The sequence below is a fragment of the Pseudonocardia sp. MH-G8 genome, assembly GCF_002262885.1.
Lineage (GTDB): Bacteria > Actinomycetota > Actinomycetes > Mycobacteriales > Pseudonocardiaceae > Pseudonocardia.
The window spans coordinates 197221-210288 of the sequence record NZ_NKYF01000003.1; the positions used below are offsets into that span (position 1 = coordinate 197221).

At 72.2% G+C, this 13068-nt stretch carries 2 protein-coding genes (1 of these 2 only partly in view); one reads left to right on the forward strand and one right to left on the reverse strand.

Features of this window, described 5'->3' with window-relative positions:
• Complete coding sequence (locus CFP66_RS10730) at nucleotides 1-735, forward strand: DedA family protein (RefSeq protein ID WP_094922684.1); 735 nt, start codon at nucleotides 1-3, stop codon at nucleotides 733-735.
• Here CFP66_RS10730 and CFP66_RS10735 read toward each other — a convergent pair.
• A protein-coding gene (locus CFP66_RS10735) for an NUDIX domain-containing protein (RefSeq protein WP_094922686.1) crosses the window boundary here: on the reverse strand, nucleotides 647-13068 show its final stretch. Its footprint extends 24589 nt past the window's final position; only the last 12422 of its 37011 coding nucleotides appear in the window; its start codon lies beyond the right edge, outside the window; its stop codon occupies nucleotides 647-649. The two genes, CFP66_RS10730 and CFP66_RS10735, sit on opposite strands and share 89 nt — an antisense overlap.

A 13068-nucleotide genomic window follows, 5' to 3' on the forward strand; every position in this document is an offset into this window, starting at 1 on the left:
GTGCCCGAGGCCGAGGAGTCGCCGCCGACGTCCGACCAGCGCCGTCGGGCATCCGGGGGATTCCAACGCTGGCTGCCGTGGCAGGGGCCCACCACCCGCATCGACCTGGCACTGATCGGCGCGATCCTCGGAGTCGTCGGGCTGGGACTGGCGATGAGACCGCTCAAGCCGTTCCTGCTCGCCGACCACCCGGTGCTGCTCGGGTTCGTCACCGGCGACCTGGTGGCGATCGGCGCCGGTGACGCCTTCGCCCGCATCGGCGAGGTGCCGCTCTGGCTGGTCATCGCGGCAGGGGCACTCGGGATGGTGAAGTTCGACTGGCTGACCTGGTGGGCGGGACGGCAGTGGGGCGCGGGCATCATCAGGATGTTCACCGCAGGCGCGCACGCTCAGCGCTTCGCCGCCCGGGCCACGCGGTGGAACCCGTGGCTCCTGCGGCTCGCCGTCGTCGTCGCCGTCCTGCCCGGTATCCCGACCCCGGTGGTGTACGCGGCGGCCGGCTGGGCCCGGATGCGGCTGGGCACCTTCCTGCTGCTCGACTTCGTCGGTGCGGCACTGATGACCGCCTCGGTCGCCGGCCTCGGCTACAGCCTCGGCCAACGGGCCGTCGACGTCGTGCTGTTGATCGACCGGTACGCCTCGATGGTCAGCCTGTCCCTGATCGCGGTGGCGTTGCTGATCCCCGTGTTGAAGCGATGGGCAACCCGCTCGACGGTGACCGCTGAGGAGCGTTGAAACGCACGGTCAGCAGCTCGTGCAGGCGCAGGTTGAGCTGGACCATCCCGGGTGGACCCCGCACCCGCAGGGTGGCCGACTCGGCGAAGCCGTCCGGGGTCTTCGGGTTCGCCGCCGCGACCGACACCACCTCGTCCGGCCACCGGCCGACGTCCGGCCGGACCGCCGGGTCGAGGTAGGGCCGGTGTCCGGCACGCACCGCGGCGATGTCCCGGACCAGTACGTGGTCCGGCTCGCTGTCCCCGCCCCACAGCATCGCCCTCGGGGCGAGGTCCGGACGGGCGCGCAGCAGCCGGCCAAGACCGACGATCTTGTTCGCCGGCGCGTCCTCCTCCTGCGGACCCGGAAGCTTGAAGTACGAGATCGGCGTCGACCCGTGCGGCGCGACCTCCCAGCCGTAGCGGCCCACCAGGTACATCGGGTCGTCCCCGGGGATCTCCAGCTTCGTGGTGAGCAGCTCGACCGGTGAACCGGAGATCAACCCGACCGCGACACCCTGCGCCTGCCCCAGCCGGGCCAGCGACCGCAGCAACACCCCCACACCCGGCAACGCCTGCCGCTCTCCTGGGAGCAACGCCGCAAGGTCCTCGTGACCGTCACCGAGATCGATGTGGGTGAACGTCTCGTCGAAATCCCAACCCACGAGCGCGTCAGGCGCCTGCGTGACCACCCTCGCCACCGCCGCGTCGATCTCCTCCTCGGTGGAGAACCGCCAGCCGTGCTCCCACTCCGGCATCCGCGCGGCCAGCTCGCCGTACAGCTCGTGGAGCCGGTCCCGCGCCGTCGTCAACTGCCGGGCCGCCCTCCGGCGCTGCGCCCCCGGAGCCGACGCCCACAACCGCTCATCGGCCGCTTCGAACGCCCGGGAAGCGCGCTCCAGCCGCACCGGCAACGGCGGGCCGCGGATCGGCAACAACCGTTCCGCCCACCGCCGCAGCGCGGCAGCCACCGCCGCGCGCCTGCTCCAGAGCAGAGCAGCAGCCCCGACCGCAACCGCCACGCCGACCGCCATCGGCCCGTGCTCGGCCAGGCCTGGCCACCACCCCGCGAGGTTCCCCGACCAGAGCACGGCAGCCGGCACCAGAACGGACTGCAGCGCGCCACCGCTCGCCCCGGTTTCCGGCGCATGACCGGTCAGCTCGTTCCACGCGTCCTGCCACCGCGCGGCGAAGCGGGGGTGCAGGTTCAGGTCGGACACGCCCTCGACCGGGACCCAGCGGATGTCGTCGCTCTCGTCGGTCGGTGTCGGCCTCAGCAGTTCGTCGGTCTCGGCATGCACCCAGGTGTACTTCCAGTTGCTGTGGTCGTCGTCGACGTACTGCCGACCGGTCAGCCGGTACTGGCCGGAACGGATCCCCGACTCCTCCTCGGCCTCTCGCTGAGCCGCCTGCACCGGGGTCTCACCCTCGTCGATCCCGCCACCCAACAGGCCCCACGTCCCAGCGTGCTGATTGAGCCCGGACCGAAGCTGCATCAGCACCCGCACACCGTCATTCGCACGGTGCGTCAGCAACAGACCAGCCGCTCCCTCGCGACCCCAATGGATCTCGCCACAGACCGCGCAGTGCATGAATTCGACGAGCTCTGCCGAGCCGTCGCCGTCCGTGCGGGGCTTGTCGGTCGATGGCGCACCCTTGCGTTCGTTCCCGGTCTCGTGCGCCGGATCCCGACGTTCCGCGTCGACCGGTTCCGCCAACATCCCGCGGTCCCGCAGGACCCCCGACATCGGCCGTCCACCCAGCCAGTTCCCGTCGTAGAACGGCTGCACCCACGCACCGGAATCCTGGGTCACACGGCGATCCGACTCACGAATCAGCGGGCCGTACTCGGGATGGCCGCGAAGCCACGAGACGAACGCCGACCACTCCCACCCACCGGCCACGATGTCGGCCACCGACAACGTGCGCGTGTACTCCACCGAGGCGGCCGCAAAGCCCAACGCGGCCTGCACCTCCACAGGATCCAACGAGCTCGCGAACACCCTCAGCTCGAACGTCGCCTCGTTCCGGGTGTTGATCGCCCTGCGCTTCGACCCGCCACGCGAACCCAGGGCGTAGTCCCTGACATCCCGCCGGTCCAGCTCGGTGAACCTGGCGTACTTGACGGAGTTCCGGCGGGCCACCGCCGCCACCTGGCCCGGGTTGCGGTGGATGAACTTCATCCACCGATAGACGTGCGCCGGCGAGTCGAACCCTGCTCGGCTGATGTGCACGTGGATTCCCAGCTCACCGTCGACGCCGGCGCCCGAACTCCGTAGCTCGTCGAGCAGCCCCCATGGGAAATGCCGCATCGCCCACGGGTACGACATGGGGTGCGTGACGATCTCGAACCCGTGTTCGATCGACAGGTCCCTCTTGAGATATCCCAGACCGCTCAGCCGCCGATCCGCGTGGAGCGCGATCTTCGCATGCCCGTCGAGCGGGGTGTTGATCTCCAGTTCCAGGCCGAGATACAGCGGCCCGGCACCGTAGAACACCGGCTCCGGCTTGTAGTACGGCGCCTCGACCACCCGGTCCGCAAGTACCTGCACCGGTACCGCTTCCGCTTCCGCACTCTCACCAGCCCGCCCGAACCGCGAACGCATCCGGTCGGCTGCCGCGGAAAGACCGCTGCGCACCTGGACGGCAAGCCCACGACGGGTGGCCGACGCGGCGACGTACTCCGCCGCCAGATCCGCGGCGTTGGCGTCGTGCCGGGTACCGGAGTGCTCGTCACCGTCGACGTGGAAGTCCAGCTCGTGCCACAGCAGCCGGTGCCACCAAGCGGCGAACCGCGGATCGTCGGCGATCAACCGCTCCACCGTCCGCGCCACCCGCACCGGTATCACGATCACCCCACCGGGGGCGTGCACCGCGTGCCGCCACCCGAACGCGAGCAGCACACCGCCATCACCCAGGTCGTCGTCGATGACCCGCACCAGCCCGATTCCCTCCGGCGGGCCACGAGCCAGGTGCGGGAACTCCTCGGCCGACAGCGGACGGGCACCGCCCAGCGCACCCGGCAGCCGCGCCTCCAGCTCGATCCGCACCGGATCAGGCAACCCGCCCACCGCGACGCCGCCACCGCCACCGCCGGGTTCGTGGGCGGCGGGCGGGCCGTCGACCGCCAGGACGGCGGCCGTGAGGTCGTCGACCCCTCCCGCGAGGTGAGCGGCGTCGGCGAGCCGGACCGCCGGCCACGCGGAACCGTCGCCGTCGATGGCACCGGCCAGGTCCTTCGGGGTGGGCAGGTAGCGCCACCCGCCGTCGGTGGCGAGCACGATCCAGCCCGGTCCGGCGGGGCGGCGCGGGCGGACGGTGGGCTCCACGTGGAAGTCCGTCGCCAGGTAGCGGGTCATGACGGCGCCGTCGACGATCGAACCGCCGCGGGTGTGGTCCTCGGTCCACTTCTCGCTGCGGAGAGGGTCGGCGGACGACAGCCAGTAGGCGCGGGCGGTGCCGACGTGGCTGGTCGTGAACGTTCCGTCGGCTGCCACGTACAGGGCCACGTAGGACACGGCCTGGTGGCCGGTCTCCCGGGAGTAACCGGCGGTGAGAGCCTCGTATGCGGCCTCATGGGCGTGTGCCAGCGCCTCATCGGGGGTGCGGCCGGATCCCTCCTCGAGCGCCGCGCGGTAGGCGGTGAGGAAATCGTGCGCGGCGGTACGGGAGCCGGGATACGAGTACACGCCGTCGACCGCCACGGCCACCCGGTCACCGCCCGGGAGCACGACCAGCGTGGCGGCGTCCTGGTTGCCGCGGTTGGGCCGTCCCCGGCGGGTGGCGGCGCTCATGTCACCCTCGGCGAGGTCGTAGTCGCCGTGGGGGTGGGCAGCTCCCTCCGGGAGCGGGATGACCGACTCCCCGTCCGGGGCGGGCGCGACCCGGACATCGCGGATTCCCGGGTGGGCGGCGAGCAGCCGCTCCTTGGCCCGGCGAGCGGTCTCCATCACGGTCCAGCCACCGAAGGTGCGGTAGAGCTTTGACTGCTTGCGATCCCCCGACCGCCACGCCTCGGCCTGGTTCAGGTCGTGGCGTACCAGCATCAGCCGCGCCGCGACCCGCACCGCGTCCCGTTTCGCCTCGATCTTCCGGATCGCGATCTCCAGCTGCTCCCGTTCGGCTCCGTGGCTGAGCGGGGCGAGCCGGGCCTCGAGCCCGGCCAGGACGGCGTCGAAGCGGTTCAGCCGGAGGCGGAACCCGTTGAGCTCGCCGGTGATCTCGCGCAGCCAGGCCTCGACGGAGGGGGGCGGCCGGTCCGCGCCGGGGGCGTTCGCCAGTGCCGCGTCGGCGGCCGCCAAGGTCCGGTCGGCCTGGTGCGGGTACGACCCCACCGCGGCCAGGTCTGACGCCGCCCGCAGCAGGGCCTCGCGAAGCTGCCCATACGCCTCGACCCGGACGGCGACCGCGGTGGACAGCAGCTTGCTCACATCCTTGGGCAGACCAGCACCCACCTGGTCGGTGCGGAACCATCCCAGCCGCAGCACCTGCTGGTGGAGCCGGTCCGCACGCTCCGCCTCCCGGATCAGGGCAGCCAGATGGCGCCGGTGGTGCCGGGGCAGCACGAAGTGCTGCCAGCCGTGCACGACCCAGCCCCGCGCTGCGGATCTCACCTGGACCGTCACGGGGCGGTCGTCCGGCCAGCGCGACCGGCCCTCCGGGTGCCGCAGCCAGTACCCGAGGCCGGCCACGCCGCGGATCACGATGAGGGTGCGGATGTCGTCGCGCCAGCCGTCCTTCCACAACCGGAACACCAGGTCCGCCTCGTGCAGCAGGGCACGCAACGCCGCCACCGCATCCCGCTCGGCGATCGTGCGGCCGGCCATCTCGAGGCGCGCACCGGTGAGCGGGGCGAGTCCGGCTCCACCGGGCAACGCGGCCGGGTCGACGCGGACCGCGCGCCGCAGCCGCGGACCGGCCGACCGCCACTGGGCGGCCAGCCTCGCATCGGCGCGGTAGCCGGTCTCCTCGTCACCGGTCAGCACCCCCAGCTCGGCCAGCTCCCTCAGGGTCTGTGCCCAGCCGGTGCCACCGACCTGCTCCGCCAACTCCTGCGCGGTGACCGGCCCTCGGTGGCCGAGGACGACCAGCAGCCGATCCAGGACCCTCGACGGGGGGCTGCGCGGGGACCCGGCGGTCGCCCCGCTGATCGCATGGGCCCATTTCCTGCGGTTGTCCCTGCGGACCACGTCGGCGAGACCGACCTCGATCGACAACAGCGCCGCTGCCTCCAGCCAGCCCATGGCGGCCCCCAACAGCCGCAGATCCGTCTCCTGCGCTGCCGTGACGTTTCCGGCGACACTGCGGCGACGCTGTTCCGCGAGCTGCGCCACCAGCTCCCACGGATCGCTCTTCGGTGTGGTGGCACCCGCACGGCGGAACCGCCCCTCCTCGCGCGTCAGCTCCTCCCGCGCCGCCTGGCGGTCCGGATGGTCCTTCTCGAGGTCGGCGATCGCCTCCAGCAGCTTCCTCCGCGGCTCGTCCAGATAGTCCACGCGCCGCTGGATGCCGTCCTTCGCAGCTGCGGCCAGCAGCTCCCGCCACAGACGGTGGCCCCGTCCCGGCCGGTCTGTCCGCCCGCGCGCCGCGTCACCCGCGAACGTCCGCAGAATCGTCACGAGCTCGGGGCGCGACCCGTCGCCCTCGGCGGTGAGCAGCCCCCACACCTCTCCGCGGGCCCATTCCGCCAATCGATGTGCGAGCTCGGAATGGCGCTCGACGGCCTCGGCGTCGGCCGCGCGCCCCACGATCCGCAACCTCCGCGCGACCCGCCGCAACGCGTCGAGGTCGGCGTCCAGCTGTGTCGCCATCAGCATGACCTTCACGACGTGGTGCGCACGGCGGGCCTTCGCCGCCGCCTGCTCCCGCTCCCAGGCCTCGCCGACCCCGTCGTGGCCGAGTGTCTCCGGGGCCCACTCCGGCGCCGGCTCGGGAATCGGGGCGAACATCAGCTCCCGGAGCAGAGCTGCCAGGTCCGAGTCACGCGCCCACCCGGCCGCCTCCGCCGTCGCCAGTAGCTCGCCGCGACTCTGCCGATAGCTCTCGACGCGCTGATGCATGCGGTCGCCACGCCACCACGCCGGCCGTGGCGGCGACCGCTGCTCACGCGAGCTCCGGGCACCGTAGTAGCCGGACCGGTGCTCGAGCGGGTCGCGCACCAGCTTGTTGAACAGCCACATCGCGACCGCAACCACGGCGAACCCCACCAATACCTCGGTGAGCGAGTCGTGCTCCACGATCCACGCCCGGTCCATCCACGCCCGGTTGATGATCACCGCGGACAGGCCCGCCAGCACGGAGTCCAGCAGCTTCCACGCCGTCAACCGGGTGTCGACCTGCGAGAAGTTCTTGGTGTCGACCGCGACCCAGTCCAGGAACCGCTGCCGGAGTCCCGGCCGCAGCTGGTTGGCCTTCGACTTCGCACGCGGTGCCAGGTGCTTGCCGACCCAGGCGTTGGCGTTGTCCGTGAACACCGTCGGGATCGCATAGACCAGGGCCGCGATGGCGAACGTGGCGAACACGCTGCCGGCGGAACCGAGCGAGCTGATCACGAGGTACACGCCCGTCGACAGGACGCCGCCGATGCCGCCCTTGAACAGGCGGGTGAGTCCGGTGTCCTTGGCCTGTGACAACGCGTTCAGCAAACCGAACACGATCGACATCGCAATCGGCAGCCACGGCCCCGTGGCCACGTCGAACGCCCGCATCACACCGAGGACCGCCGAGATCACGTAGACGGCGATGGCGGACGCCCAGGCCAGCTGGCGCGGCGACCGGGTCTCCATACCGGACTGCCGGTTCGCGTGCTGACGGCGCAGCACGTACCGGAAGGTCAGGCCGGCATTCACCAACGGCACCAGCAGCGCCTTGACCCCGAACAGACCGGCCTGCACCGCGAGCGTGCCCACCCACAACGACCCGGCCCACCCGAGCAGCGCCGGCCCGAACACGCCGGCGACGGACCCGACGACCGCACCCAGCGCGACCTGCATCCACGGCGGGCCCCGGGTCTGCCGTGGCGTCCACCACGCGATCACCACCATCATCGCCTGCCCTGCCATCGCGATCATCAGGCCGGTGGGTCCGAGCACCGCGCCCGCCCCGAGCAGCCCCGCGCTCACCCCGGTACCCGCGGCGAAACCGGCGACGAGACCGGCGACCGCCGCCAACCGCGCCAGCCGGCGCTCCGCCACCGGGTGGCCATGTCGAGCAGGGCCTTCCCCCGCCACGTCGAGACCCAGCCGGGCGGGCAGCCCGACCCCGATCCCGGCGACGGACCGGCCCTCGGCGGCCCGGCGCACCACCTGCTCGGCCCGCTGCCGGGACACACCGGCGGCCACCGCGATCGTCACCGCGTCGGATCGGCGGGTGCGATCGCCGTCCTGCGGGCGCTCTCCGGCCATCGTCCGCTTCGTCTCCTCGGCCTCCTTCCACCGGGCGGCGGCGAGAGCGACGGCCGGGTGCGCCTGCGCGAACCGCACCGCCACGACGACGGCCGCGAGGGAGAACCGGAGGTCGGCGCCGAAGGCAGGCGGCGGCGCCCCTTCGCGCAGCGCACCCGCCCGGTCCACGAGCGTCCGCGCTGCATCCTGGCCGACGCCGAACTCCTGCCCGATCCGCCGGATCAGCTCGTCCCGGGTCAACCGCTGGTCCCCGCGAGCAGTCGCGGCGTTGCGATCCATCAGCCACCTGAGCCAACCCAGCTGTTCGGCCGTAGCGGCGGCCACGGCGCGGCGCTGCTCGCGACGCAGCTCGTGGGCCGCACGCACGACGATCGCCCGTGCACTGGCAACCCCGCGGGCCTGCTGCCACAGCGTCCACTCGGCCCGCCACCGCCCGCGGACCCACCGGAGCCCGGCGACCGGCCCGCCGCGCAGACCGCTGACGAGCTTGCCTCCGCCGGCCGCCGCCTTCTCCCGCACCAGCGCGCGCAACCCGATGAACACCGCGACGGCACCCGCGACGGCCAGTCCGACGATCCCCACCGTCCGCCACGGCAGCTCGGGCACCGTCACCGGTGGCGGTGCCGGAGTCGGGACCGGAGTCGGGTCCGCCGCCGGGGGCGGGAGCGGGGTCGGGTCCGGCGCCGGTGTCGTGCCCGGAGCAGGGGGCTTCGTCGGGGTGGGGCGTTGGCCCTCCTCGCCCGGTCCACCAGGACCCCTGTCGTCGCCCGGCGAGGGCTCCGGGACCGCGCCGGGCACCGTGAACCAGTCACCCATGCGGACGCCCGTGTCGGAGAGGTACGCGGGGTGGATGAGGCCACGACTCTCGACGGTCGGGAACCGGTCGCCCAGTGCCTGCGCCAACCGGTCCGGGTCGATCCCCAACCGCGCGGCGACCACGTCGAACGAGTCCCCGGGCTGCACCCGGTACACCCCGTTCCACTCCGCCGGAACCGTGAGCGACTCACCGGTTCGGATCAGGTCCCGGCTCCCCACCGTCGGGAACCGGCCGGGGTCCGCATCCACGAACGCCCGCACCGACACGCCATAGGCGCGCGCCAGCATCGTCAGGCTGTCGTCCTTCTCCACCTTCGTGGTGTGCTTCTCCGCCGCCGGGACCTGCTCGGACGGGGCGCGGGGAAGCCGAACCGGCGCCCCGAGCACCCGATCCGCCGGAGCGGACACCACCCCACCGGTCGAGACCTGATGCGATGTGGCCGATCCCGGCATCGTCGTGTGAGCAGCGGCCCCAACGGCGGCACCACCGAGGACCAGCAGACCGGCCGTCACCACCGCGACAGCCCCGCCCAGCACCGCTCGAAGCGGCGGAGCCCGGCTACGGAGCAGACCGCGGACCCGTTCCACCACCCGACCGCGATCAACCGCAACCCAACCCAGCGCCGCGACCAACCCGACCGCGCCCACCACCAGCCCACCCGCCAACCAGGAGGCGCCGATGCCGGCGGCGACCGCCATCGTCAGCACCACGCCGAGGGAGGCCGACCCTCCCTCCCCGGCGTCCGGCGAATCACGGTCCGGCTGCCCGGCCCCGCCCGGACCCTCACTCAGGAGCGCCCGCACGATCTCGAGCGCGCGCTCCGCACGCACCCTGGGTGTCAAGGTCTCTTGCAGAGGCGAGTTCTCGTCCCAGGGGTGCTCGAGAACCACCCCGAGCCACCCACGCTCGTCCTCGGCCCGCATGCCGTTGGCGACATACTCGGTCAGGGCGGACTCCACCCGCCGCAACAACTCCTCGCGCAGCCCGAACAGCGCCACCGACCCGACCACGACCCCCTTGAACAGCGCCCGCAGCTGCTCCTTGTCCCCCGGCATGCGGCGGACACTCGAATGGCGCAGCACCAGATCGGCAGCCAGCACCTGCCAGAGTCGCTCCCGGATCGACTTCACGATCCCGTCGAGCCGCCTCGCCTCCTCCTTCGCCTGTGCGACGTCGGGCAGGTGGTTGATGTACTCCGAGTCACGCGGCGACCGCGGCCCCCGCAACGCGCTCAGCTCGGTCCGCCAGGACTCGACCGGCGCTGTCTCCGTGTCCACATCCAGCGCGAACAACTTGTGGGCGAACCACGTGAGATCCGTCCGGTCCTCGGAGAACGACTCAAGATCCATCTCGACCCGCCACACGACGTCCTGGGCCTCTCGGAGCAAACCCACGTCCACCAGATCGACCCGCAGCGCACGCTCCCACCTCGACCGCGGCCCGCGGCGTTTCAGGCCGGCCACCACCGCGTCCAATTGCTTCCGTGCGTCATCCGCGAACACCTTGGCGGTGGCCATATCCGGCGACAGCTTCACGATCTCCGCCGACCGCAGCACCGACTCCAGCTGACCGTTGCGCCGTTCGGCCGCCGCACGCGCGGCCCGCATCGCGTCGAGCACACTCGCCACACCGCCCACGACCAACGACACCACCGCGGCGGTTACAGCGGCTGGGCCCAGCTCGGGTGCGGTGCCGGCGGCGAGCAGCGGGGCGGCGACCGCAGAACCTCCCGACACCAGAACCAGCACGGCAGCCAGCACCACCGTGGCACCGATCCGTCGCCCCAGAGCGGCAGGCGGACCGCGCTTGAAGGCCTTGCGTCCAACGTTGACCGTCCATCGAGCGGTCCATCGCCCGGTGTCCTCGACGCCGTGTACCCGCACCGAGCGGCCCTGGTCCAGCCGCGCAGCGACCCCAGCCGAGTCGAGGGTCTTACGCGGACCGCGCGTAACGACCGGGGCGGCGAAAGCATCCGCCCGCGCGATCGCCTCGGCCCGGTGGCGGTCACGGCGAGCAGGGTCACCGAACCCGGCGGCGCCCTCCTCGTTGTTCCGGATGAAGTCGCCGGCGGCCGCCATCGACGCGGTCAGCGCGACACCCAATGGTTGGGGCCGGCCCGCGGCCTCGGCGGCGAGCACCGACTCGATCCAGGCGAGGTCGGCCAGCATGCGCCGGCGGGCCCCCTCGTCCAGCGCGGTCGCCAACAACGCATCTCCGCGCCGGAGCACATCCCCCACCAGGGCGATGACCTCGCCCTCACCCAGCCGGCCGTAGACAGCCGGGTCGAAGTGCAGCATGAGCCGCAGGTAGCTCTCCAGCGAACCGTCCGGGGTCAGCTCCGGCATCCGCGGGTGGATCGAATACAACCCGAATGCGAGCTCCGGCCAGTACCGGTCGGCCTGATCGAAGTCGATCTGGACCGCCCGGCCGTGCTCGTCGACGACGACGTTGTTCGGAGAGGTCCCATCCCAGTTGCCCGGCAGGGCGTTGCGCACCATGTTCACGGCGAGCTGATCGAAGACGTCGTCGCGGATGCCGGAATCGAGCTCCGACCACGCGGCGGGCGTGATTCCCGAAACGGGGTCGCTCAGCAGCCGGAACTGGCGATTCGACGCGGCCTCGACCACCGGGTGCTTCATAGTGCGACCGCGCTTGAGTACGAACCGTCGTCCGCCGATCTCGACCAGCACGACACGCAACGAACCGGGGAAGATCTCGATCACCTCGGGGTCGGGAGTGCCGCCCATCCGCTCCATCGGCACCCCAGCCGCAGTCGGGGCGTTCGGCCCGCGCACCGACCACCCACGCACCAGCGGACGCAACCAACGCCACCCGGCCACCACTGCGCCCAGCAATCCCGACCCGGCCACCACGGCGCCCGCCACAGCCGGATCCGCAAGCCACCCGACCAGCGTCACTGCGGCGGCGCCCGCGCCAAGGGCCGCAGCCCAGCCCACGTGCGTCTCCCCGGACTCCTCCCGGCGACGCGGATTCCCATCGCTCTCGTCAGCGAGCCCTGCCGCACCGGACTCACCCGTACTCCGCGTCGGCGTCTCCGGCGATTCGACAACCCGCACCCCACCCGCCCGGAGCGCAGCCACGACGCGGTCGCGCAGCACCTCGTGGCCGGCGACCTCGGAGCCATCCACGTCGCCCGCGAATCCCCGAAGCCGGAAGGCCAGCAACCCGCCGGCGTCCACGCCCATCTGCGCGGAAGCGGCCAGCACCTCATGACCCCAGCCCTCCGGGACGGCTTCGGCCTGCCGCATCCCGGTCCACGCCGCCGGCTCGCTGCGCTCCACCTGCGGCGTGATCCACACGGTGCCGTCGGCAACCACCACCACACGGAACCGCCGGTACGGGTTGGACACGACCAGGTCGATGACCTCGGGAGCGCCGACCGCGGCCGAGGCCTGCCCACCGCGCGACCTCCGATCCGTGCCCGCACCGAACCGGAAGATCTCGACCGCGTGCCGAAGGCCGACCCTCCGCACCCACAACATCAATCCGGCGGCGGTCATCAGAGCCATGAAGCCGGCCCTCCACAACGAATCCGTCCCCTGGTCGATCGCGAAGTCAATGCCCCACTGCCTTGTTTCCTCGGACGAGTTCCGCGCGCGATTTTCATCCAGTCGCTGCTCCAGTTCGTGGAGACCCGACGACAACTGCCGTGCCTCCGCAGCGATCAGCACGATGTCGAGCTCGGCGAGAGCGCCGACGTGGTCGGCGACCGCGACCCGGACATCGGCGGGATCAATTGCGGGATCCTCGAGCCGGGCCCGCAGCTCCCCGGCCGCCGATACCGCGCCTGCCGGATCGTCGATCCCGCCGAGAACAGCGTCGACCTCGCGCGCGATCCTCGCCGCGGACTCGACGATCGGCGCCGCCCCTTCGACGGATCCGGCGGCCTCGCCCAACTCCTCCGCCCGGCGCCCGATGTCCCGGATCTCCTCGTAGCGGTGCCGGTACTGGTGTGTGGGGCCCTCCATCTCCGCCAGCCAGCCACCCAGCACCTGCCGCTCGGCAGCCCCGGTCGGCGACACGACCCGCTCACGTTCACCCAGGCGCCGCTCCAGGTCCTCGAGCACCCGCTCCCGCTCCGGCAACTCGGCGATCCGCGCCTCCGCAGCGGCGA